General features: G+C 49.8%; 23 protein-coding genes. 8 read left to right on the top strand and 15 right to left on the bottom strand.

Translation table 11 applies throughout. The features are described from left to right. Positions 1–29 precede the first annotated feature (29 nt). The 3 genes from GWC94_RS00780 to GWC94_RS00770 all read right to left on the bottom strand — a co-directional run bounded on the left by GWC94_RS00780 (position 30) and on the right by GWC94_RS00770 (position 2,585). Positions 30–644: a TetR/AcrR family transcriptional regulator gene (locus GWC94_RS00780; protein ID WP_161833102.1), complete on the bottom strand. Its 615-nt coding sequence runs from the start codon at positions 642–644 to the stop codon at positions 30–32. 74 nt (positions 645–718) lie between these two features. After that, positions 719–1,810, bottom strand: coding sequence for a 3-phosphoserine/phosphohydroxythreonine transaminase (serC, locus tag GWC94_RS00775; RefSeq protein WP_235918413.1), 1,092 nt, complete (start codon positions 1,808–1,810; stop codon positions 719–721). A 133-nt stretch (positions 1,811–1,943) separates the two neighbouring features. Beyond that, the gene (locus GWC94_RS00770) at positions 1,944–2,585 is read right to left on the bottom strand and encodes a DUF502 domain-containing protein (RefSeq protein ID WP_161833101.1); all 642 of its coding nucleotides are present in this window, start codon (positions 2,583–2,585) and stop codon (positions 1,944–1,946) included. A 221-nt stretch (positions 2,586–2,806) separates the two neighbouring features. Between GWC94_RS00770 and GWC94_RS00765 the strand changes: the two genes are divergently transcribed. From GWC94_RS00765 to GWC94_RS00740, 7 genes are all read left to right on the top strand, one after another. After that, positions 2,807–3,430, top strand: coding sequence for a TetR/AcrR family transcriptional regulator (locus tag GWC94_RS00765; protein WP_161833100.1), 624 nt, complete (start codon positions 2,807–2,809; stop codon positions 3,428–3,430). After that, positions 3,427–4,788: a TolC family protein gene (locus GWC94_RS00760; protein ID WP_161833099.1), complete on the top strand. Its 1,362-nt coding sequence runs from the start codon at positions 3,427–3,429 to the stop codon at positions 4,786–4,788. The genes GWC94_RS00765 and GWC94_RS00760 overlap by 4 nt, the downstream gene beginning before the upstream one ends. Before the next feature lie 26 nt (positions 4,789–4,814). Continuing rightward, a complete protein-coding gene (locus GWC94_RS00755) occupies positions 4,815–6,014 on the top strand; it encodes an efflux RND transporter periplasmic adaptor subunit (RefSeq protein ID WP_161833098.1) in 1,200 nt (399 codons plus the stop codon). A 96-nt stretch (positions 6,015–6,110) separates the two neighbouring features. Beyond that, complete coding sequence (locus tag GWC94_RS00750) at positions 6,111–9,674, top strand: efflux RND transporter permease subunit (RefSeq protein WP_161833097.1); 3,564 nt, start codon at positions 6,111–6,113, stop codon at positions 9,672–9,674. 132 nt (positions 9,675–9,806) lie between these two features. Next, positions 9,807–10,040, top strand: coding sequence for a GxxExxY protein (locus GWC94_RS17055; protein ID WP_202628591.1), 234 nt, complete (start codon positions 9,807–9,809; stop codon positions 10,038–10,040). Further along, positions 9,974–10,183, top strand: coding sequence for a GxxExxY protein (locus tag GWC94_RS17050; RefSeq protein ID WP_394367107.1), 210 nt, complete (start codon positions 9,974–9,976; stop codon positions 10,181–10,183). The genes GWC94_RS17055 and GWC94_RS17050 overlap by 67 nt, the downstream gene beginning before the upstream one ends. An 86-nt stretch (positions 10,184–10,269) precedes the next feature. Beyond that, a complete protein-coding gene (locus GWC94_RS00740) occupies positions 10,270–11,067 on the top strand; it encodes a TIGR00266 family protein (protein ID WP_161833096.1) in 798 nt (265 codons plus the stop codon). Positions 11,068–11,119: 52 nt separating this feature from the next. On the opposite strand, the gene GWC94_RS00735 is transcribed toward GWC94_RS00740, so the two are convergent. The 10 genes from GWC94_RS00735 to rplM form a co-directional block, all read right to left on the bottom strand. Further along, positions 11,120–12,274, bottom strand: a complete 1,155-nt coding sequence (locus GWC94_RS00735; RefSeq protein WP_161833095.1) for a methionine aminotransferase — start codon at positions 12,272–12,274, stop codon at positions 11,120–11,122. Between the two features lie 91 nt (positions 12,275–12,365). Beyond that, entirely contained in the window at positions 12,366–13,670 is a 1,305-nt protein-coding gene (locus tag GWC94_RS00730; RefSeq protein ID WP_161833094.1) for a TolC family protein, read from the bottom strand. A gap of 58 nt (positions 13,671–13,728) precedes the next feature. Beyond that, positions 13,729–14,445, bottom strand: coding sequence for a UMP kinase (gene pyrH / locus GWC94_RS00725; protein WP_161833093.1), 717 nt, complete (start codon positions 14,443–14,445; stop codon positions 13,729–13,731). Between the two features lie 93 nt (positions 14,446–14,538). Next, entirely contained in the window at positions 14,539–14,685 is a 147-nt protein-coding gene (locus tag GWC94_RS00720) for a hypothetical protein (RefSeq protein ID WP_161833092.1), read from the bottom strand. Positions 14,686–14,722: 37 nt separating this feature from the next. Continuing rightward, positions 14,723–14,968, bottom strand: coding sequence for a hypothetical protein (locus GWC94_RS00715; RefSeq protein ID WP_161833091.1), 246 nt, complete (start codon positions 14,966–14,968; stop codon positions 14,723–14,725). A gap of 60 nt (positions 14,969–15,028) precedes the next feature. Continuing rightward, on the bottom strand, positions 15,029–16,501 hold the full coding sequence (locus tag GWC94_RS00710; protein WP_235918411.1) for a sulfatase family protein: 1,473 nt from the start codon (positions 16,499–16,501) through the stop codon (positions 15,029–15,031). Positions 16,502–16,971: 470 nt separating this feature from the next. Then, a complete protein-coding gene (tsf, locus tag GWC94_RS00705) occupies positions 16,972–17,811 on the bottom strand; it encodes a translation elongation factor Ts (protein WP_161833089.1) in 840 nt (279 codons plus the stop codon). Positions 17,812–17,922: 111 nt separating this feature from the next. Then, entirely contained in the window at positions 17,923–18,810 is an 888-nt protein-coding gene (gene rpsB, locus GWC94_RS00700) for a 30S ribosomal protein S2 (protein WP_161833088.1), read from the bottom strand. Positions 18,811–18,911: 101 nt separating this feature from the next. Then, entirely contained in the window at positions 18,912–19,301 is a 390-nt protein-coding gene (gene rpsI, locus GWC94_RS00695; RefSeq protein ID WP_161833087.1) for a 30S ribosomal protein S9, read from the bottom strand. A gap of 42 nt (positions 19,302–19,343) precedes the next feature. After that, positions 19,344–19,787: a 50S ribosomal protein L13 gene (rplM, locus tag GWC94_RS00690; protein WP_161833086.1), complete on the bottom strand. Its 444-nt coding sequence runs from the start codon at positions 19,785–19,787 to the stop codon at positions 19,344–19,346. 222 nt (positions 19,788–20,009) lie between these two features. Between rplM and GWC94_RS00685 the strand changes: the two genes are divergently transcribed. Then, on the top strand, positions 20,010–21,188 hold the full coding sequence (locus GWC94_RS00685; RefSeq protein ID WP_161833085.1) for an amidohydrolase family protein: 1,179 nt from the start codon (positions 20,010–20,012) through the stop codon (positions 21,186–21,188). A gap of 31 nt (positions 21,189–21,219) precedes the next feature. On the opposite strand, the gene recO is transcribed toward GWC94_RS00685, so the two are convergent. Both recO and pheS read right to left on the bottom strand, forming a co-directional pair. Then, positions 21,220–21,957 carry a DNA repair protein RecO gene (gene recO / locus GWC94_RS00680; RefSeq protein WP_161833084.1) on the bottom strand — a complete coding sequence of 246 codons (738 nt, stop codon included), beginning with the start codon at positions 21,955–21,957 and terminating at the stop codon, positions 21,220–21,222. Positions 21,958–22,086: 129 nt separating this feature from the next. Further along, positions 22,087–23,121, bottom strand: coding sequence for a phenylalanine--tRNA ligase subunit alpha (gene pheS / locus GWC94_RS00675; RefSeq protein WP_161833083.1), 1,035 nt, complete (start codon positions 23,119–23,121; stop codon positions 22,087–22,089). Positions 23,122–23,220 lie beyond the last annotated feature (99 nt).

The raw sequence follows: 23,220 nt of genomic DNA, 5'->3' as shown, positions 1-23,220 counted from the left end.
GGTTGTTTTTATAGTTATTGTGCAATGTATCAGGCGAATGTTCTGCGCTTGCTGCTTTTCAGCCCGCGCATCATAATGCTCATGATCGACTCCATCCTGGATTCCAGTCTGGCGTATTTGCTCTCTGTGAACATATCCCTTTCCAGCCCGCGCAGCGAGCTCACCATCACCGAAGGCAGTATATCCAGCTCTGCCGCCAGCTGTTTATCAAATTCCCCGTTACTGATGCCGAACCGCAGAATATTCTCCACCAGCCTGGTCTCGCGCGTATCGTATTCGGTATGCAGGTGCTTGATGCAGTGCACCGCTTCCTGCATTTCGCGGTTAACGATCTTGTAAAGGGTAACTTTTTTCTGAACGGCCTTGATGCGCGTCAGGGTAAACGCTTTCAGCTTGTCTTCGGCGCTCATGGCTTTTTCAACAGCCTGCTGTACGTTGGTGAATACCTCGGCCATTTCCTTCATCACCACGGCGTCAAATATTTCTTCCTTGCTGCTGTAGTAGTAATACAGCGTGCTTTTGCCTTTGCCGATGGCTTTGGCAATATCTTCCATGGTTGTTTTACGCAAACCGAATTGCCTGAAAAGCTTCTGCGCTTCGCGCAGGATGTCTTCCCGGATGATATCGTCTTTGGATGGTTGCATATAATTTTCGACCAAAATCGTTTTCCGGTCCAAAATTAGGGGAAAATACTTTCTGTCTGCTTTCAGTCGGTTGATCAGCCATGTTTAACGGCGAAATCCTTCATCAGTGTGCAAAATGCCTGAACGCTTTCGGGGGCAAGCGCATTGTACATGCTTACACGTACACCGCCAACGGTACGATAGCCTTTTACGCCTATCATGCCTTCTTTTTTACAGAGGTCCAGGAAGGGGGTTTCGAGGGCAGGGTCTGTCAGAAAAAAAACGGCATTCATCTGGCTCCTGTCTTCTTTGGCCACCTTACAGGTAAAGACGGGCAGGGTATCGATCGTATTGTATAAAAGATCGGATTTTTCCTTACTTTTTTTACCCATCGCTTCCAGCCCGCCTTCGGCGAGTATCCAGCGCAGGGTAAGCATGCTCACATATACGGCAAATACCGGCGGCGTGTTCATCAGCGAGCCCGCTTCTATGTGTTTGCGGTAGTCCATGATGATGGGTATGCGGCGCTTCACCTGGCCCAGTATCTCTTTCTTCACCACCACCAGGTTTACCCCCGCGGCACCCATATTCTTCTGTGCGCCTGCATAGATCAGTGAAAATTTCCTGAAATCAACAGGTCTGCTGAAGATATCGCTGCTCATATCGCCTATCAGCGGCGCGCCGGCAGATGGGTAGTTATGCCATTGTGTGCCCTCCACGGTATTATTGGTGGTGATATGCAGGTATTTTGCGCCTGCCGGCACATCAAAATCCTTACCTATATAAGTATGTCCCTTATCGGCAGAATCGGATACAACGGCGGCGGTGCCAAACACAGCGGCTTCCTTGGATGCCTTGCTTCCCCAGATGCCGTTTACGCAGTAGGCTGCGGCATCGCCGGTATCCAGCAGGTTCATCGGCACCTGCATGAACTGCGTGGTAGCGCCCCCGTGCAGGAACAGCACCTCGTAGGCATCATCCAGCTGCATCAGCTTCTTTACCGAAGCCACCGCTTCGTTCAGTACTTCCTGGAACCAGGGCGTACGGTGCCCGATCTCGAGTATCGATAAACCCGTACCGTTAAAATCATGAATGGCTCTTGCCGCCTCATCGAGTACCGGCTGGGGCAGAATAGAAGGCCCTGAATTAAAATTATGCAGTTTCATCCCGTTTGCTTGCGGCTGCAAGGTAGGGATTTTTGGGCGGGGGGTGACACTGTTTCATGGCTGCATGGTTTGATTGCCGTTTGGCCAGGCAGCGCATTATTTTTTCCCGGTCTGCGGTAAAACAATATAACAGTGCAGCCATTAAACCACCCTCTCACTCATGCACATCCGTGACCCCACCCGATACGGTATACTTCATGGCGTCCACCGCGCTGATATTGGTGAGCAGCCTGACCCTGCTGCGGGGAACCATATAGGTAATACCTGAAATGGCATAAGAGTGTGGCACATAAACGGTTACATGCTCCGGCAGACCAAATTCGTGGGCATTGGGCTGGGTGATAAAACCGATACGCCATACATCGGCCCCATCCACATTGACCAGTACGGGTTTATCGAATTTCTTTTTGTTGCCCGCAAAAGCTTCGAAAAAATCTTTTACAGAGGAATAGATGAACTTGATACCCGGCGTTTTCTCCAAAACAGCATCAAAAACAGAAACTACGCGTCCGATAAAAAATAAAGAGGAGAGCCATCCGACTATCAGTACAAGCGTTACCACCACCACAAAGCCAAGACCGGGTATGCTGTTGATATTACCGTCGGCATCCCTGGGTAAAAGGCTGGGGGCCACGGTATGGATAATATTGGGCAGTATATTATCTACAAGACTGAACAGACCAATGACAACCCATAGCGTAATGCCGATGGGCGCCAGCACCACCAGTCCCTGGATAAACAGCTGGAGCAGACGTCTGAGGTAAAAACGAAGGGTAGGGTTGTTGGTTTTGGCCATGCGTGGTATTGCGCTGTAAAATAAACAAGAAATCAGCAATCGCCGCTGTAATTCATTTACTTGTCAGTGAACCAATCAGGAAAACTGACAGCGATAAGCATTACAGCGGGAATTTGTTTAGGGGCGATCGTTTACCGTTCAACACAAATTCATAAAAAAATAGCGTTGGAAACTCTAACCTCAAAATAAGTTTCCATAGTTTTGCGTCCTTCTATATGATTATGGAACCACAGGAAAGAATTGTCAGCAAAGCCCATGAGCTGTTTATGCGTTACGGCATACGCAGCGTAAGCATGGATGAGGTGGCCAACCAGCTTGGTATAAGCAAGAAAACCATTTACCAGTTTTATACCGATAAAGACGCGCTGGTGGACGATGTGATCGATATCGAGCTCGCAGACAGTGAGAAAATGTGCAAACAGCACAAACACAAAAGCGAAAACGCGGTACATGAAATATTTATGGCCATGGATATGGTACTGGATATTTTCAGTCGCATGAACCCTTCGCTGATCTTCGATATGGAGAAATACCACCCGAGGGCTTTCAAAAAATACAACGATTACAAAGATAAGTTCCTGTACACCATGGTAAAGGAAAACCTTGAATCGGGTATCAGCGACGGGCTTTACCGCGAGGATATACAGGTGGATATCCTCAGCCGTTTCAGGCTGGCGTCGATATTCCTGGTATTCAACCCCGAGCTGTTCCAGGCCGGCAGGCATAACCTGGGCGTGGTGATCAAGGAGATCACGGATAATTTTTTATGCGGACTGGCCACCGCAAAGGGTCAGAAATTGATTCAAAAATATAAGCACCAAAGACAAAAACCACACACCTTATGAGCAACAGACGAATGAAAAGTATCATGATGCTGTGCGGCTGGCTGCTGGCAATGTTTGCCGTTCAGGCGCAGAGCGACAGCAGTACCCGTCACGAATTCACAGTACAGCAGGCGGTGGAGTATGCAAGGAAGCATAATGTACAGGTTAAAAATGCCTTGCTGAACTTGCAGATTCAGAAGCAGACCAACAGGGACATTACTTCCGCCGCTTTACCGCAGGTATCAGCCAATATCGGCGTTACCGATTACCTCAAAATTCCCACTTCACTGATCCCGGGCGAAGTGTTCGGTCAGCCGGCAGGTACCTATATACCTGTGCAGTTCGGCACCAAGTACAATGCCAACGGCGGTATTACGCTGAACCAGCTGCTGTTCGACGGACAGGTGTTCATCGGGCTGCAGGCAAGGGCCACATCGCTTGATTTCCAGCAGAAAAATGCAGAGGTTACCGAGGAGATGATCAAGGCAAATATCCACAAGATCTACTACCAGCTGGCGGTGAGCAAAACACAGATAGAACTGCTCGATGCCAATATCGCCCGTCTTACCAAACTGCAGAGCGATGCAGGCGAACTGTATAAAAACGGTTTTGCCGAAAAACTGGATATCGACAAAGTATCCGTGCAGCTGGCCAACCTGCAGACAGAAAAGACAAAAGCGCTGAACAGCATCTCTGTGGGCTATATCGGCCTGAAAACACTGATGGGTATGCCTGTAAAGGATACGCTGGTGCTTACAGACAGGATCACAGACGACCAGGTAAAAAGCGGTATACTGGCCGACACGGGCTATGCCTATAACAACAGGAAGGAATACCAGTACCTTTCACTGGGCAGAAAACTCAACGAGTTCAATATACGCCGTTACAAACTGGCCTATCTGCCAACGCTTTCCTTCAATGCCTCGTACAGCAAGAACGCACAGCGCAACGATTTTTCCTTTTTCAAGGGCGGCAGCAAGTATCCCTGGTTCACGACTTCGTATATCGGGCTGAGCCTGTCTATTCCCATCTTCGACGGGTTTGCCAAAGACGCACGCATCAGGAAGGCAAAACTGGAGATGCAGCAAACGGATAACCAGCTGGACAACCTGCGTTTAACGATAGACAGCGAAGTGGAAACCGCGAAGATCAATTTCAGCAGCGCGCTGGCGACAATGGATTTCCAGAAACGCAATATGCAGCTGGCCGAGAACGTATACAGCCAGACCAAAAAGAAATTCGAAGCCGGTACCGGCTCCAATACGGAGATCAATGCAGCGCAGACAGACCTGGTGACCGCGCAAACCAATTATATCAATGCACTTTATAATGCCATCATCGCAAGGGTTGATTACCTCAAGGCGACGGGCAAACTCTAATTAACCAAAACTTCAAAACTCAGTATATGCAAAAGATAGTACAGGTGATTTTTATGGCAACGGCGCTTACGGTTGCTTCCTGTGGCGGTGGTACAACCGATACCAATACCCTTGCAGGCAAAAAGACCGAACTGGAGAAATTGAAAAAAGACCAGGCCGCTATCGGCGACAAGATCAAAACACTGGAGCAGGAGATCGCCAAACTCGATACATCGGCCGCGGGCAGCGATGCAGCCAAACTGGTAACCACCGCCCCGCTGGTGCTGCAGCCTTTTGCTCACTATATAGACCTGCAGGGACGTGTTGAATCGGACAATATCTCTTATATCGCCCCCCGTATGGGACCTGCACAGGTAAGGGCCATCTATGTAAAACGCGGCGACAGGGTACGAAAAGGACAGCTGCTGCTGAAACTGGATGATGCGATCATCAGACAGCAGGTAGCCGCTTCAAGACAGAATACCGAAACCATCAAAACACAACTGTCGCTGGCGAAAGATGTATACAACCGCCGCAACAATTTATGGAAACAGGGTATCGGCACCGAAATAGAACTGATTACCGCGCGCACCAATGTGGAAACACTCGAAAAACAGCTGGCCGCCGCCAATGAAAGCATCAAGGTGCAGGAGGAACAGCTGAGTGGCTATAATGTTTACGCCGATGTGGATGGCGTTGCCGATGAAGTGAACGTAAGGGTGGGCGAAATTTTCAGCGGTGCAGTAGGCACCACGCCGCAGATCAAGATCGTAAATACCAATAACCTGAAAGTGATCACCGATGTACCCGAGAACTACAGCGGTAAAGTGCGCCCCGGTTCGCAGGTGATAGTAAGGCTGCCCGATGTGAACAGGACCTTTACGGTGGCGATCACGCTTTCCGGACAGGTGATCGATCCGAATAACCGCTCGTTCCGCGCGGAAGCCAAACTGCCGGCGGATAACAATATCCGCCCGAACCAGATCGCAGAAGTGAAAATACTTGACTACTCTGCAGCCAATGCCATCGCCGTTCCCGTAAATACAGTGGGCACCGATGAAAGCGGCAAGTTTGTGTTCATCGCCGTAACCGAAGGCGGTAAACTGGTGGCCCGCAAAAAACATGTGGTGGTTGGCGAGCTTTACGGACAGGCAATCGAGATCAGGAGCGGCCTGATCGCCGGACAGCAACTGATCACCGAAGGATACCAGAATATTTACGACGGACAGGTATTGCGGAAATCCTAACAGTCAAATGTGAAAAGCAGCCGGCCGGCTCACGGGCTTTCAACCGCCTGCCTTTCACTTTACCCGAACCAATAGCTGACTACTAAAAACAATTATATGCACCAATTCTTAGAAGGCATATCAAAAAAATTCAAACAGTTCAAGCCAACCAGCTGGGCTGTTGACAACCGTACGGCCGTCTATATCATTACGATACTGATATCGTTATATGGTTTGACAAAATTCAATACGCTGCCCAAGGAACAGTTTCCGGATATCGTGGTGCCCACCATCAGCGTTACCACGGTATACTTTGGCACTTCTCCCAAAGACATCGAGAACCTGGTTACCCGGCCCATCGAAAAACAACTGAAGGGCATCAGCGGTGCAAAAGTGAACAAGATCACTTCCACCTCGCAGCAGGACTATTCGCTGATCATCATCGAGTTTGATACGGATGTAAAAACGGATTTGGCCAAGACCAAAGTAAAGGATGCCATCGACAAAGCGCAGACCGATCTTCCCAACGATCTTACCCAGCAGCCCAATGTGCAGGAATTCGATTTCAGCGAAATGCCCATCATGTACGTGAACGTGAGCGGTGATTTTGACGGAATGACGCTGAAGAAATATGCCGACAAGATGCAGGACAGGTTCGAAGAGCTGAGCGAGATCAACCGTGCCGATATCGTGGGTGCGCCGGAGCGTGAGATCCAGGTAAACGTGGATCCATTCAAAATGCAGGCCGCCAAACTTTCCTTTACCGATATCGCCAATGCCATCAACTACGAGAACCGCGATATCAGCGGTGGTCTTGTGGAAGTGGGTGAAATGAAAAGAACCATCCGTGTAAAAGGCCAGTTTGTTTCCGCATTCGATATGCAGAACATCGTGGTAAAAAATCTGCAGGCGGCGCCTATCTATCTCCGCGATGTAGCGCAGATCGTTGATACCGTAAAAGAAACCGAAAGCTATGCGCGCCTCGACGGCAAGAACGTGGTTACCCTGAATGTGATCAAGAGAAGCGGTGAGAACCTGATCGAAACGGCGGATAAGATCAAAGCCGTTGTTGCCGATATGAAAACCAAGGGCGAACTGCCTCCCAACCTGAAAGTGGTGATCACCGGCGACCAGAGCGTACAGACAAGAACCTCCTTCAACGACCTGGTAAACACCATCATCATCGGTTTTGTACTGGTATTGCTGGTACTGATGTTCTTTATGGGCGTAACCAATGCGTTCTTCGTTGCCCTGAGTGTGCCGCTGAGCGTATTTGTGGCATTCCTCTTTCTTCCGGTGGCGGATGGCATTGTGGGCACGCATGTAACGCTGAACTTCATTGTGCTGTTTGCGCTGCTGTTCGGCCTGGGTATTATTGTGGACGACGCCATCGTGGTGATCGAGAATACACACCGTATTTACCACAACGGCAAGGTAAAGATTGAACGCGCCGCAAAAGAAGCTGCGGGTGAAGTGTTCGTTCCCGTGCTGGCCGGTACACTTACCACGCTGGCACCCTTCTTCCCGCTGTTGTTATGGAAAGGGCTTATCGGTAAGTTCATGATCTACCTGCCCACCATGCTGATCCTGACGCTGGCGGCTTCGCTGATCGTTGCATTCATCATCAACCCCGTATTCGCGGTGAGCTTTATGCGCCCCGAAGGCAGGGAGTTTGAAGAAGCCAAGAATAAAATATTCCGTAAACCGCTTTTCTGGGTAACCATCGCATTCGGTTTGTTGTTCAACCTCTTCGGATGGCACGGCTTCGGCAATTTCCTTTTATTCATGGCGCTGCTGATGGTGCTGAACCGGTATGTACTGCGCGGCATCATTCATTATTTCCAGGAAAGGATATTACCCGGACTGATGAACCGGTACGAAAAACTGCTGCATTGGGTGCTGAAAGGTAAACGTCCGGCAAGACTGCTTGTGGCCATGTTCCTGCTGTTCCCTGTTTCGCTGGTATTGCTGGTGATCCGTAATAACCCCAAACCCTTCTTCCCCAGCGGCGATCCGCATTTTGTATATGTTTACCTGAAAATGCCCATCGGTACAAAAACGGCCACAACCGATTCGGCACTGCGCATACTCGAAAAACGTGTGTATACCGTACTGGGTAAAGACCAGCCCGGCGCACCCGGCTCGCTGGTGGAAAGCGTGATCGCCAACGTGGCGGTGAGCGCCAACAACCCGCGTGATAACAACAGGAGCACACAAAGCCATCTCGGTCGCCTGCAGGTATCCTTTGTTGAATTCAAGGACCGCGATGGCAGGTCAACCGCACCGATCATGGCTGCGATACGCGAACAGATGAAAGGCATACCCGGCGCCAGTATAGAGGTTGGACAGGAAGACTCCGGTCCTCCCACCGATCCTCCCGTGAACATCGAGATCAGCGGCGATGACTTTGACCAGATCGCAAAAGTGGCGTACGACCTGCAGAACCACCTCGACACCAACCGCATCTACGGCATCGAAAGCCTGAAGATGGATGTGGACCTGCAGAACCCCGAGATCACCATCAATATCGATCGCGAGCGGGCGCTGCGTGAAGGACTGAGCACCGCGCAGATAGGACAGGAAATACGTTCGGCCGTATTTGGCCGCGAGGCAAGTAAGCTGAAAGACGGCGAAGATGAATACAAGATCCAGATCCGTTACGATATGCTGCAGCGCAACAATATCAACGACCTGATGAATATGCGCCTTACTTTCCGCGATATGGGAACCATGGGCATCAAACAGGTACCGTTGAACGCGGTGGCAACGATCGACTATACCAATACCTCGGGCGGTGTAAAGAGAAAGAACGTAAAACGCACGATACAGTTGCAGTCTAACGTACTGGACCCTTCACTGACGGGCCCGGTGAATGTGGAACTCGCCAAGAAAATCGCAGAGTTCAAGCAAAAGACCAGGATACCTGCCGATGTAACCATCAAACAAACGGGCGAAAGCGAGCAGCAGGCAGAAACCATGAGCTTTCTCGGAACCGCGCTGATGACCGCGCTGCTGCTGATCTTCCTGATCCTGGTGCTGCAGTTCAACAGCCTGAGCAAACCGTTTATTGTACTGACAGAGATATTCTTCTCCATCATCGGTGTATTCCTGGGCTATGCCTTTACAGGTATGACGATGGCAACGATCATGGTGGGCGTGGGTATCATCGGTCTGGCGGGTATCGTTATCAAGAACGGTATCCTGCTGATCGAGTTCACGGATGAACTGCGCGGAAGAGGTTATAAAACAAGAGAGGCCGCTATCGAGGCGGGTAAGATCCGTATCATTCCTGTAATGCTTACCGCTATTGCAACGATGCTGGGTCTGTTACCGCTGGCCGTTGGCTTCAATATCGATTTCGTGGCGCTGTTCCGTGACCTGAACCCGCATATCTTCTTCGGTGGCGACAGCGTGGTGTTCTGGGGGCCGCTGAGCTGGACGATCATCTTTGGTCTGCTGTTTGCGTTCTTCCTGACATTGGTGATGGTGCCAAGTATGTATATCATCAGCGAACGCCTGAGAAGACCGATGGCCAGGTTCTACGGAACCAAGTTCGTAGCACTGTTGGGCTTTACAGGTCCTTTCTTCTTTATCCTTGTCGGTGTAATGTTCTTTGTGAAATGGATACAGGGTAAACGGGTATGGATGGGTAAAATGAGAGAGGTAAAACGCATAGCCTAGTTTCAGTTGTATATTTGGTTGAATAATCAGACCGCCCCTAGCAACAGGGGCGGTTTTTTTATCAGGTATAAATACCCTACCCTACTTAAAAAATCTGTGGTAATCTGTGCAATCTGTGGCAAAAAAAATCCCATGTCAACATCTTACCCTCTTCAACCCGAAACCCGAACAATCATAGGTGTTGCATTTGAAATACATCGCATTCTTGGAAAAGGATTCCTGGAAATCGTCTATAAAGATGCGCTGGAATATGAATTCAAAAGCGGTCTCTGTCATATGAAAGAGAAAAGGAATAGCGTATACAGTACAAGGGTTATACACTGCCTCATAAATTTTTCGCAGACTTTGTTGCATTTGCCAGTGTGATTGTTGAAGTAAAGGCTCAGGAGGGCATTGCAGACATACAATATTCGCAATTACTGAATTATCTGCGTGTTTCCAGGTGCAAGGTGGGGCTTGTAATAAATTTTGGGGAGGACTCATTAAAGATAAAGCGGGTTGTACTATAGTTTATGCCACAGATTAGCACAGATTTTTGGGATGACATGTAATAAAATCAGCGCAATCCCTACTAATTTCACACAAACCATTCCCCATGATACGAAACCACGAGATAGACTACCGCATTTTTGGTGAGGAGATGCAGTATGTAGAAGTAGAACTCGATCCAAATGAAACCGCCATAGCCGAACCGGGCGCCTTTATGATGATGGATGAAGGCATCGGCATGGAAACCATTTTCGGCGATGGCAGCCAGCAGCAGAACACCGGGCTGCTGGGCAAACTATGGAATGCGGGTAAGCGCGTGCTGGTAGGGGAAAACCTGTTCATGACCGCTTTCACCAATATCAGCCACGCCAAAAGACAGGTAAGCTTCGCTTCACCCTATCCTGGCAAGATCATACCGGTTGACCTGCAGCAGCTGGGTAACCGCATCATCTGCCAGAAAGATTCCTTTCTGTGCGCCGCCAAAGGCGTAAGCGTGGGCATCGAATTCCAGCGCAGGCTGGGTACGGGTCTTTTTGGCGGAGAAGGTTTTATTATGGAAAAGCTGGAAGGCGATGGCATGGCTTTCCTGCATGCCTGCGGACATGTACTGCAGAAAGACCTGCAGCCGGGAGAAATGCTGAAGATAGATACGGGTTGCATCGTTGGCTTTACCGCAACGGTTAACTACGATATACAGTTCGTCGGCGGCATCAAGAATACCATCTTCGGCGGAGAAGGACTGTTCTTTGCCACACTGAGAGGACCGGGCAGGGTATGGATACAAACCTTACCGATCAGCCGCCTGGCCGGCCGGATACTGCAGTATGCCACTACCTCACGGCGTGAAGAAGGAAGCGTACTGGGCGGTCTGGGCAATTTACTGGACGGTGACGGATGGCGGTAAGAGTAGTGAGCAAGGAACAGGGAATGTTGCGGGAGGGCAGGTAGTAATGACATTACACAGGCTGAAAATTTTTGAGCCCTGTAATTGCTCTTTCGAGCGTGGCTTCTTTTTTTGCAAAACAGAAACGAAGCACTTTATTGTCTTCTGCATTTTTATAGAATGCAGAAACCGGAATGGCCGTTACACCATACTCTCTGGTAAGCCTGGCTGCCAGGTCTTTATCGGGTTCCTGCGAAAAATGGCCGTAGCTGTAACACTCAAAATAACTTCCGTGCGAAGGAATGCACTGAAAAGGCGTTGCCTTCATCAGCTCGCGGAAAAAATCACGCTTCTCCTGCATAAAGGCCCCGAGTGAAAGATAGGCCTGTTCGTTGGCCGTGTAAGCCGCTATGCCCACCTGTTTGGGCGTATCGCAGGAAAAACAATTGAACTGGTGCACTTTCCTGAACTCCTTCATCAATGCAGGCGATGATATACAGTAGCCCAGCTTCCACCCGGTGCAATGGTAGGTCTTGCCGAATGAAAAACAGACAAAACTTCTTTCCAGTAGATCGGGATAGCGAAGCACACTCAGGTGGCGAATGCCATCAAAGATCAGGTGCTCATATACTTCATCGCTCAGGATAAGTATCGATGTATCCCTGACGGTTTTGCGCAGTTCTTCGATATCCGATTCGCTCAATACACTGCCCGTGGGGTTGTGCGGTGTATTGATCATGATCATCCTTGTCTTTGCCGTGATCTTTGCGCGCACCTCTTCCCAGGGTATGGAATAGGACGGGAATTGCAGCGATATGCGAACCGCTATGGCGCCGTTCACTTCTATATTCGGGATATAACTGTCGTAGGCCGGCTCAAATACGATCACTTCATCGCCCGGCTGCAAAACAGTTGTCAGCGAGGTATAGATCGCATACGTACCGCCGGGTGTGATCGTGATCTGTGTTTCGGGATCAATGGAAGCCCGGTATAATTTTGCCGCTTTCTCTGCAAGTCTCTCGCGCAGCAGCGGAACACCGTTCATATGGGCATACTGGTTGTACCCGTTTTGCATTGCTTCGGCCACCAGCGAAGTCAGCTCCCCGCTCATAGGAAAATCGGGAAAACCCTGTCCCAGATTAACCGCGTTGTGTTCGGCTGCCAGTTGACTCATGACCGTAAAAATGGTTGTTCCTACCTCGGGCAGTTTTGACGGTATTCCAATCATGGTTATCTGTTGTTGCGGTGTGGACCGCCGGTAAAAAATGATACCGGAAAGATATTCACTTCCCGGTATCATTTTGCAGCAGGAGCCGTGGTTATTGTGGCGTTAAGCGGTTAGACAGCCTTTTCAGTTCCACCTCGGCCACTTTGGCCAGGTAATTCAGGTTCACAAGCCGGTATCCTTCTGTTTCAAAAGATTGCTGTGCAAGCTTTACTTCCACCAGCGTACCCACACCCTGCCGGAAACGCTGTAAGGTAACATCCAGCAACTGTTTGGCGATATCGTAGGTCTGTTGCTGTGTTTTCAACTGGCCGATGGCATTGGCATAGGCCTGGTAATTACGCAGCGCGCTGTTCTCGAAGCTGAGGTAAAGATCATCGCGTATAAGCGCGGCATTGCGGGTGTTGATCTCCGCCACTTTCTGCTGACGCTTGAATATAGTGCCATTGTAAATAGGCACCGAAAGGTTCAGGCTGATGAATGGCCCGTAGCTCTGGTTCAGCAGGCTGAAGCCCGCCGCACTCTGCGAACTGTTGAAATTGTAACCCGTGCTGGCGCGCAATGTAGGGTACCGTTGTGCCGCCGTTTCTTTTTCGATCAGCTCGCTGATATTGACCTGCCGGTTAGCCGCGATCAGCTGTGGGTTTGCCTGCATGGCTGCTTTCACGCTGTCGAGGTTCAATGTCCTGTCTATCGTTATCAGCGTATCGGTAATACGAAGCATGCTGTCCGGTTTCACAGACAGCAGCGACTGCAGGTCGGTCTTTGCGGTATTGATCACCAGCTGCTGGCTTTGCAGCGACTGCAGCAGGGCGTTCAGGTCTATCTGCGCCTGAAACAAATCTGCATTGTTGGCCAGGCCCACTTCCCTGCGCGCTTTAACGATATCAAGTCTCTGCTGCGAAGCGGTGATGGATGTCTGGATCGTGTTTAACAGGTTCTGCTGTCTTACCACATCGTAATACTTCGACATCACCGCAGCAATTGTGTTTTGCACCTGTGCGTTCAATACCTGCTGGTTCTGTTTTTCCAGTTCTTCCAGCCTGTGCTTGGTGGCAACCACCCGCCATCCATTGAACAGCAGCATGCTTCCGGTAACACCCATGGTAAGGTTGTTAGAGCCTACGTTGCTCCGGCTGGTATTGCGCGAGGCATCGTTGAACTTCTGGTTGATGGTGGTGATCTGCTCGTTATCGTTGGCCGTGGCGGTAACGGTAGGCAGCCCGCCGGCAATGCCGATATAGTTGTTGACGCTGCTTATCTCCAGGTTGTTCCTGGCTATCTGGATATCATAACTGTTCTTAAGCGCGGCGTTGACCGCGTCTAACAGCGACAAGCTTTGTTGGGAATAGCTCTGCAGACCAAGCAGGCAAAAAGCAATGACAAGGCTTTGTTTCATGTTCCGTGAAATTACCGACAGCACCAGGGATTGATTCTTTTTTATGACGAACGGGTGATCAGCTGACCAGCGTGCCTACATTCTGTCCTTCCACCACTTTCAGCAGGTTGCCCTGCCTGTTCATATCAAACACGATAATCGGCAGTTTGTTCTCCATACAGAGCGTAAAAGCCGTCATATCCATCACTTTCAGATTTTGCGTGATGCAGTCCTGGAAGCTGATCTTCTCAAATTTTACCGCATCGGGGTATTTTTCGGGGTCGGCATCGTATACACCGTCCACGCGTGTTCCTTTGAGTATCACATCGGCTTTCATTTCGATGGCCCGCAGGGAGCCGGCGGTGTCCGTGGTGAAATAAGGGTTACCCGTTCCGGCGCCAAAGATCACCACCCTTCCTTTTTCAAGATGGCGTAATGCCTTGCGGCGTATATAGGGTTCGGCCACCTGTTCCATATTGATGGCGCTCTGCAAACGGGTATAAACGCCTATTTTCTCCAGCATCGCCTGCATGGCCATGGCATTGATCACCGTGGCCAGCATACCCATATAATCGCCATGCGCTCTTTCGATACCGCTGTCGGCTTCGTTCATACCGCGGTAGATATTACCTCCGCCGATCACGATCGCCACCTGCACACCCAGATCGGTTACCTGTTTGATATCCTGTGCGTACTGTTCGATGATCTGAGGGTTAAACGGGTCACCGTTTTTCTGATCGCCCAGCAGGGCTTCCCCGGATAACTTGAGGAGAATACGTTTGTACTTTGGAAGCATAGCAGGTTATTGATGAATTGACTGCAAATAACCTGATTTTTTGGGCAAATGCCAAGAAGAAGGCAGAAAGCGGAAATAATCGGTGAAATGGGCTTAGGCGATCTTCTTTAAGATGGTCGTGGCATAATCGGGCGAGTCGGGGTTTACAGTCAGCTTCTGCCTCAGCGGATTGATGAATACGTCCAGGTCTTCCACCGGAATAGCGCCAAGCAGCGGTTCCGCATCGCCTGGCAGCACCAACGCGTTGCAGACCGTTTTCCGATTTTCGAACCGGAGTTCAACGGGTCTCCACTACATCGCACCAGATAGATTGCTCGTTGGCCATCCTTGCTTTGCGGCTGTCAATAACAGGCAATTGAAGTATCTGCTGTATATTTTCGTTAATTGCGAGCATATAGGAGCCGGTATCCACCAATACACTGATATGCATTTTTTTGATCTCATCCTGGTCAATATGCCCCCTTCGCTGCAATGCCATATCATCTGCATTGATCAATTCGATATCGGCGTAAATCATGCCCATACTGTCTTTTTCAAATTTACCTATCCTGCTGGCTTTTTGATTAGGTATTTATCGCAGGGTCTATTTTTTCTCTTCCTTTATTCTTTCCAATAACGCTGCCAATTCCTTTACGATCTCCGGGTGTTTTTCCGCTGCATTATGCTGCTCCTGTATATCATTTTTCATATTGTACAGTTGGGGCTGCGGCAGGTTGCCCAATTCAATGTTCACATCCTTAGCCAATGCTGCACCGTTGTTGGGCGCTATGTATTTCCATTCGCCTTTGGTGATAGATAATCCGCGCGCCTCTTCTATAACAAAGGGCCTGTCCTCAGCAGTTTTGCCCAGCAGGGCATTCAGCCTGTCGAAACTGTCTGCACCATCTCCTTCTTTCAGTGATTGCCCGGTAAGTTTAGCAAGCGAAGCATACAGATCCACCTGGCTGAAAAGCGTATTGGTGGTTTTACCTGCCTTTACCTGCCCTGGCCATTTTACCATAAAAGGCACTCTTGTACCTGCTTCAAAAATGCTGTATTTACCTCCGCGCAAAACGCCGGCAGGCTTGTGATCCCCGAGATTTTCAACCGACCCATCCAGGTAACCGTCGTTTACAACAGGCCCGTTATCACTGCTGAAAATAATCAGCGTGTTTTTTGTCAACCCAAGACTGTCGAGCGCATGTACGATCTTTCCCACCGTCCAGTCGAGTTGTAATATGGCATCTCCCCGTAAACCCATTCCACTTTTGCCCCTGAACATGCTATGCGGATAACGCGGCACATGTATATCGCCCGTGGCGAAATACAGGAAAAATGGTTGCGTGCGATTCTTTCCAATGAATGTGATGGCTTTCTTGGTAATATCACCGGCAATGTCAGCATCTTTCCACAAAGCGCTGTGGCCACCACTCATCCAGCCAATGCGACTGATACTGTCTACAATCGTTTGGGCATGGCCCTGGTTTGGATCGGGTTTCATACGAAGCTTCTCGGGATTTTCTTTTCCCGTTGGCTCACTGCCGATCTTTTGTTTATAATTCACCTCGATAGGATCGTTCGGGTCGAGGTTCACTACATGATGATTTTCTACGTAAACACAGGGAACCCTGTCGAGTGTGGCCGGCATAATAAATGAATAAGTAAACCCCACTTCATTAGGGCCCGGTTTAATCTCTCTGTTCCAATCTATCGTACCATTATTACCCAGCCCGAGATGCCATTTGCCGATGGCGGCAGTCCGGTAACCCGCATTCTGCAAAGCGGCAGGCAGGGTACCTCTTTCCAACGGGATGATCAGTGACGCATCGCCCGGCGCCACGCCTGTCCCTTTTTGTCTCCATGGATAACGTCCCGTGAGAATGCCATAACGCGATGGCGTACATGTTGCGGAAGTTGTATGCGCATTGGTAAACTTCAACCCCTGCTGCGCAAGTCTGTCTATGTTCGGTGTTGTAATCCCCCGCATACCATAACAACCCAGGTCTCCGTAGCCAAGGTCATCGGCATAGATAATAATGATATTAGGCTTTTGCTGCGCTGATATGATTTGCGCCAATAGAAGAGCAGCGATTACTGATAGCTTTTTTGGCCGGATGAAATAGCTGGTCATTTTGATAAGGCTTGATTGTACAGCTAATATAATGAATACAGCCCCCTATAATCATTGCAAACGATTGTCTTGATGTATACTCACTGCTTTAGTTATTCCATTCTCCGCATGGACTACGTTACCGACACAACCAATTCTTCGCAGATGTATGTCTCTCCAAAGGAGGGCGCTGTGCTTAGAACGACAATATATCATCGGTCAATATGATAATAGTAGCAAAAAACAAAGCTCAGATGCTTAAGATAAAATACCATTGCCCGTCATAACCTGGTCTCCAAACAGCAAAGTCCTCCTCCGGAGAGACATCCGCGGAGGGCTGTGCCTGCGCGCTGCCCTTTCATCCCGATATACAATCGCCGGAAAACAAAACGGGAGCGCAGTTGCGCTCCCGTTTGTATATTCTTTCCGTATGGATATTATCCCAGGGCAACGCGTTTGAACACGGTCACTTTCAGGTTTGAATTCACTGATTTCAGGTAATCAGCCACGCTCTGGCCGCCGTCTTTTACAAAAGGCTGCGCCAGCAGGGTCTGCTCTTTGAAGAATGCATTCAGTTTGCCTTCGGCGATCTTGGCGATCATCTCATCAGGCTTACCCGCCATTTTCGGATCTGCTTTCATGGTTTCCACCACGATCGCTCTTTCCCTTTCCACTGTTTCGGCAGGAACGCTGTCGGCATCAACTGCCACGGGGTTCATAGCCGCGATCTGCATGGCAACATCTTTGCCCGCTTCTTCCGCAGCTTCCGACAGGCCAACCAGTACACCCATGCGGTATGCACCGTGAATATAGGAAGCCACATAAGGCGCTTCAATTCTTTCAAACTTGGCAACACCGATCTTTTCACCGATGGCAGCCAGTTTATCATTGATCAGGTCGGATACTTTTGCGCCGTTCACGCTTACTTCGTTCAGTTCTTCTGCACTCTTTACATCGTTTGCCACGGCGGCATCTGCGATGCTCTGGGCAAAGGCTACAAAATCTGCATTTTTAGATACAAAATCGGTCTCGCAGCTGATGCAAACGATAAAACCGGTTTTGTTATCGGCAGATGTTTTTGCAATGATCACACCTTCTTTTGCTTCGCGGTCGCTGCGTTTTGCAGCCACTTTCTGACCCTGTTTACGCAGCCAGTCGATAGCGGCTTCAAAATCTCCGTTCGTTTCTGTCAGGGCTTTGCGGCAATCCATCATACCCGCGCCGGTTGCCTGGCGGAGTTTGTTGATGTCTGCGGCGGTTATTGTTGCTGTTGACATGTTGCTTTTCTGATTAATAATTAACAATGAATACGCAGTAATGATAATCAGTAATACGGCAATAACCGATCGCTCAATTATTAATTATTAATTACCAATTACTGATTCAACCTATCGTGGGCCACCACCCGCCGGTCTGCGGTTGCCGGGTACACGACGTTTGGGTCCTGCAGGCGCACCGCCTTCTGTATTGGTGCTGCGGCTGCGGCCACGGCCGCTTTCAGCCTGGGCTTCTGCTTCGAGCCGACGTGCTTTTGCTTCGTTCTCATTGTTCGCATCGTCTGATTCCTCTTCGTCTTTGGAAGCCTGACGCTCGGCCAGACCTTCTGCGATAGCGGCAACGATGTAATTGGTTACGATAGCAATTGATTTGGTAGCATCATCATTCGATGGAATGGCAAAATCAACTTTATTGGGATCGCAGTTGGTATCAACCATACCAAAAGTAGTGATGCCAAGACGTTTTGCTTCTGACAATGCGATATGCTCATGACCGATATCGATCAGGAACAATGCTGCGGGCAAACGGCCAAGCTGTGCAATACCACCCAGCACTTTCTCCATTTTATCTTTATCACGGCTCAGGGTCAGACGCTCTTTCTTGGTCAGGCTTTCCGCACTGCCGTCGTTCAGCATTTTTTCGATGCTCTGCATTTTCTTCACGCTCTTGCGAACAGTGTTGAAGTTGGTGAGCATACCACCCAGCCAGCGTTCTGTGGCAAACGGCATGTTTACGCGGCGTGCGCATTCGCTCACGATCTCTTTCGCCTGCTTTTTGGTAGCCACGAACATGATCTTCTTACCGCTTTTCGCGATCTGCTTGATAGCGGCTGCCGCATCCTGCAGGTGATCAACGGTTTTGTTCAGGTCGATGATGTGGATACCTTTCTTTTCAGCAAAGATGTAAGGCAGCATCTTTGGATTCCACTTCTTTTTCAGGTGACCGAAATGAACGCCGGCCTCCAGGAGTTGTTGTTGCAGTGAAGTGTTATTTTCCATCTTTTGTTATTGTAATGATGATCAATTAGGGTTTGTTGTCTGTGGTCTGTAGTCTATGGTTGTAAAACAACAGACCATAGACCACAAACAATAGACAGATATTAACGTTTGCTGAACTGGAAGCTTCTGCGGGCTTTCTTATGACCGAATTTCTTACGTTCAACACCACGCGGATCGCGCTTAAGCTGACCGGCAGCTTTCAGTGCAGGACGGAACTCGGGGTTTACTTCGAGCAGCGCACGGGCAATACCCAGTTTGGCTGCTTCGGCCTGTCCTTTCAAACCACCGCCCTGGGCATTGATAACGATATCAAATTTGCCCAGTACATCAGCAGTTTTCAGAGGCGCTTCTACCTGGTTCTGCAGGTAAACGAGTGGAAAATAAGCTTTGTAATCTTTGTCGTTCACAGTGATCTTGCCTTCACCCCTGGTAATAAATACACGGGTAACGGCTTCTTTACGGCGACCAACGGCATTTTTTTGTTTTTCCATTTGTGTATGCTTGGTGCTTAGTGCTTGCGCAAAAGCAATGAATTAAAATTTGAAGTCTTTGGGTTGCTGTGCAGTGTGCGGGTGGTTAGCACCTGCGTACACGAACAGTTTTTTGATCATCTTACGGCCCAGGCGGTTCTTGGGAAGCATGCCTTTTACAGCCCTTTCCATAACCACTTCCGGACGGCGACGAAGCAGGTCTTCTGCCGCTTCTTCTTTTTTACCGCCGGGATAACCGGAGAAGTTGATATACTGTTTCTGCTCGCCCTTATTACCGGTGAAAACAACTTTCTCGGCATTGATAACGATCACGTAATCGCCACAGTCAACATGCGGCGTGTAATACGCTTTGTTCTTACCACGAAGAACAGAAGCAATCTTTGAAGCGATACGACCCACGGTTTGATTAGTACCGTCAACCACATACCAGTTGTGCTGTACGGTAGCCGCATTCGCATGCTTGGTGGTGAAATGAAGTTTACTCATGATTATCTGTTTTAATGACCCGGCGCTATCCCACCGGTTGAAAATGGACGGCGAAGGTAGCGGCAGAATGATCATTTTTCCAAAGATTTTACACTGTATTTTTTATCGAACCTTTGTATTTAATTGATTTTCAATAAATTTTTTGACTGTTTTTGATCAACGGAATCGCCGCGGGTGCCGCCGGCTGCCATTTTCTACCGCCCGCCTGTATACATTTGCAGCATGAACTACCGGAAATTTCAGGCAGACCAGGTATTTACCGGAACGGAAATGATGGGCAGCGGCTTTGTTCTTATTACAGACGGAAAGGGAACGGTTGCCGACCTGGTACCCGCCAGCCAGGCCGGTGAGGATATCCAGCAACTCGGGGGTATTCTCTTACCCGGTCTTATCAACTGTCATTGCCATCTTGAACTCAGTCATATGAAAGGACTGATCCCTGAAAAAACAGGACTGGTGGATTTTGTGTTTCGGGTGGTTACCGAGCGCCATTTTTCGGAAGAAGCGATCCTGGACGCGATCCGCCTGGCCGAAGACGATATGATCGATGCGGGCATTGTTGCCGTAGGCGATATCTGTAATAACATGCACACACTTGCCCAGAAACAGCAGGCGCGGATGGCCTATTACAATTTCACCGAAGTAAGCGGCTGGCTGCCCGAAGCCGCTGAGGCCCGGTTTGAGCGGGCCCAGGAAACAGCAGCGGCTTTTGAACACGGCCTGCTGCCAGGCAACCGAACCAGTTTATCGCCCCATGCCCCGTACTCGGTATCGGAACAGCTATGGCAACTGATGCAGCCGGGATTTGCCGGGAAGACGATCACCATACACAACCAGGAAACCCCTTTTGAAGACGAGCTGTTCACCAGCGGACAGGGAGATTTTTCGCGTATGTACCAGATGATGAAACTGGACACTTCTTTCTTTACCCCGCCGGGAAAGACCAGCCTGCAATGCTACCTGCACAAACTGCAGACTGCCGGGCAGGTATTGCTCGTGCACAATACATTTACCGGCGAAGCGGATATCGCCTGGGCGGCGTCTGTACCTGTTGCCGCCAACTGGTGCCTGTGTGTGAATGCCAACCAGTATATTGAACAGTCACTGCCCCCGGTTCAGCTGCTGCGCCGGTACGGTGCAAGGATCGTAATAGGAACAGACAGCCTCGCAAGCAATCACTCGCTAAGCGTACTAGACGAACTGAAAACGATACACCGCCATTTCCCCGGAATACCGGTGGAAGAACTGCTCGGGTGGGCCACCTATAACGGAGCCCTGGCCCTGCAGCTGCAATCGGCATACGGCAGTTTTGAAAAAGGAAAAACGCCCGGCATCAACCTGCTGCAGGGTTTAGCGGATAACCGCATCGGCAATTCCACAACCATTCAAAAACTGCTGTAACCACGCTGCACGCAGCTGTATGCGATACGTTTCAGGAAAGGATTTCCTGCAGTATGGGAAGACTGCGCATATCACCGAAATCGGCGATATGCAATGCCAGATAGGTTTGATAAGCCTGCAGCAGATCCCGCCGTATGGACCGGTTCAGGGTAATATGATCCAGGTCGCTGTAGAACTGCAGCGACAGTAACTGCGAGGTTGCTTCCGCCTGTTTTCCCTCGAGAAAATACGGATGCGATGGTAAGGCGGTTACAAAATTTCCGTCCTGAAGGTCAAGATACGGTGTGTTTACAGCGTAGGTTCCCTGCATCTGGAACCCGAGCTCGCCAGCCAGGTGCAGGGTGAAATAAAGCGGCAGGTTGCCCGCCAGCATATCCGTTCCGCGATCCAGCTGTTTCAGCGTGTCTTCGATCAGGTAGAACAGTTCGGGATTGGCTTCGGGCTGTTTCAGGCTGTGCTGCAGCAGTTCTATCACATACATGGCAACGGTATTCCGCACCACATCGGACATCACTTTCTCATACAGGTAACTCCAGCGGTATTCTTTGATAAACTGCAGCTGCTTCAGCTCGTTGTGGTATACTTCCATCTCCAGCATGGCCGAGGGCTGAAAGAACCCGGCTTTACCGCCCGATTTTTTGCTGCTCTGTCTTACCCCTTTCACCAGATAGCTCTGGATGCCGAAAAGCTCCGTATATACGGTTGTGATGATACTGGTATCACCATATTTTACCGTTCTCAGTACGATGCCTTTGGTGGTGTGGACCATGAGAGGTGGGGGTTATCGTAAGTTATCGTGAGTCGACCTGAGTTGATGTGGATTGGGATGGTGTCGTAATAGCGATTTTGCTGGCTTCCGACAAACTCACGATAACTCACGCCAACTCACGAGTTCCCCTCATCCCACCACGCCGGTAAACTGCTTTAAAAAGCGTACGTCGTTTTGGGAGTAGAGGCGGAGATCGTTGACCTGGTATTTCAGCTGGGTGATGCGTTCCACGCCCATGCCGAATGCAAAACCGGTATACCTGTTGGAATCGATACCGAAATTTTCGAGTACGTTCGGGTGCACCATGCCGCTGCCGAGTATCTCCACCCAGCCGGTATGTTTACAGATATTGCAGCCGCTGCCGCCGCAGATCAGACAGCTGATATCCATTTCAGCGCTGGGTTCCGTAAACGGAAAATAGCTGGGGCGGAACCTGACTTTTACATTTTTGCCAAACATTTCCTGCACAAAAAAATACAGGGTCTGTTTCAGGTCTGCAAAACTCACGTTCTCGTCAATATACAAACCTTCCACCTGGTGAAAGAAACAATGCGCCCTTGCGCTGATGGTTTCGTTGCGGTATACCCGACCCGGGCATATCACACGGATAGGGGGTTTCTGTGATTCCATCACCCTGGCCTGCACACTGCTGGTATGCGTACGCAGCAGCCAGGAGGGGTTCTGATGGATATAAAAAGTATCCTGCATATCGCGGGCAGGATGGTCTTCGGGCAGGTTCATGGCGCCGAAATTGTGCCAGTCGTCTTCGATCTCAGGTCCTTCTGCAACGGCAAAACCCAACCGCCTGAAAATGGATACGATCTGGTTGCGAACAATATTCAGGGGATGGCGGGTACCCACCGGAACAGGGTTACCCGGCAGGCTCCAGTCGATCGAAACGGTATCCGCAGCCTGCTGACCCGACAGGTTTTCTTTTAACGTTTCGTATTTGTTCTCAACAAACAGTTTGAAATCGTTCAGTACCTGGCCGAATTCCTTTTTGCGCTCATTGGGCACCTGTTTCATCTCGGCCATGATGTTCTTTACCAGTCCTTTGGTACCCAGGTACCTGATGCGGAATTCCTCCACCGCCTCGGGTGTGGCAGCTTCGGCAGCGGCTATTTCCCTGCGGTGATCTTCGATCTGTTGCACTAACTGTTCCATAAGGCGAAGGTAAGGAAAGCGGCCTGCTTTCAGGACGGACAGGACCGGCAGACCGGCCAAATAAAGCGATCTCTGGGTCACCAGCCGCTAATTCCGTAC

Source organism: Sediminibacterium soli (assembly GCF_009939225.1).
GTDB lineage: Bacteria > Bacteroidota > Bacteroidia > Chitinophagales > Chitinophagaceae > Sediminibacterium > Sediminibacterium soli.
Note: the sequence above shows the minus strand (reverse complement) of the source record. Positions and strands in the feature narration are given on the sequence as shown.

Coding starts and splice junctions, on each gene's coding strand:
- recO (WP_161833084.1), bottom strand. CDS start 21,957: ATGGTCCACACCACCAAAGGCATCGTACTGAGAACGGTAAAATATGGT.
- GWC94_RS00750 (WP_161833097.1), top strand. CDS start 6,111: ATGCACCAATTCTTAGAAGGCATATCAAAAAAATTCAAACAGTTCAAG.
- GWC94_RS00755 (WP_161833098.1), top strand. CDS start 4,815: ATGCAAAAGATAGTACAGGTGATTTTTATGGCAACGGCGCTTACGGTT.
- rplM (WP_161833086.1), bottom strand. CDS start 19,787: ATGAGTAAACTTCATTTCACCACCAAGCATGCGAATGCGGCTACCGTA.
- GWC94_RS00760 (WP_161833099.1), top strand. CDS start 3,427: ATGAGCAACAGACGAATGAAAAGTATCATGATGCTGTGCGGCTGGCTG.
- pyrH (WP_161833093.1), bottom strand. CDS start 14,445: ATGCTTCCAAAGTACAAACGTATTCTCCTCAAGTTATCCGGGGAAGCC.
- GWC94_RS00765 (WP_161833100.1), top strand. CDS start 2,807: ATGGAACCACAGGAAAGAATTGTCAGCAAAGCCCATGAGCTGTTTATG.
- GWC94_RS00685 (WP_161833085.1), top strand. CDS start 20,010: ATGAACTACCGGAAATTTCAGGCAGACCAGGTATTTACCGGAACGGAA.
- rpsB (WP_161833088.1), bottom strand. CDS start 18,810: ATGGAAAATAACACTTCACTGCAACAACAACTCCTGGAGGCCGGCGTT.
- GWC94_RS00770 (WP_161833101.1), bottom strand. CDS start 2,585: ATGGCCAAAACCAACAACCCTACCCTTCGTTTTTACCTCAGACGTCTG.
- GWC94_RS17055 (WP_202628591.1), top strand. CDS start 9,807: ATGTCAACATCTTACCCTCTTCAACCCGAAACCCGAACAATCATAGGT.
- GWC94_RS00780 (WP_161833102.1), bottom strand. CDS start 644: ATGCAACCATCCAAAGACGATATCATCCGGGAAGACATCCTGCGCGAA.
- pheS (WP_161833083.1), bottom strand. CDS start 23,121: ATGGAACAGTTAGTGCAACAGATCGAAGATCACCGCAGGGAAATAGCC.
- tsf (WP_161833089.1), bottom strand. CDS start 17,811: ATGTCAACAGCAACAATAACCGCCGCAGACATCAACAAACTCCGCCAG.
- GWC94_RS00740 (WP_161833096.1), top strand. CDS start 10,270: ATGATACGAAACCACGAGATAGACTACCGCATTTTTGGTGAGGAGATG.
- GWC94_RS00730 (WP_161833094.1), bottom strand. CDS start 13,670: ATGAAACAAAGCCTTGTCATTGCTTTTTGCCTGCTTGGTCTGCAGAGC.
- rpsI (WP_161833087.1), bottom strand. CDS start 19,301: ATGGAAAAACAAAAAAATGCCGTTGGTCGCCGTAAAGAAGCCGTTACC.
- GWC94_RS00715 (WP_161833091.1), bottom strand. CDS start 14,968: ATGGGCATGATTTACGCCGATATCGAATTGATCAATGCAGATGATATG.
- GWC94_RS00735 (WP_161833095.1), bottom strand. CDS start 12,274: ATGATTGGAATACCGTCAAAACTGCCCGAGGTAGGAACAACCATTTTT.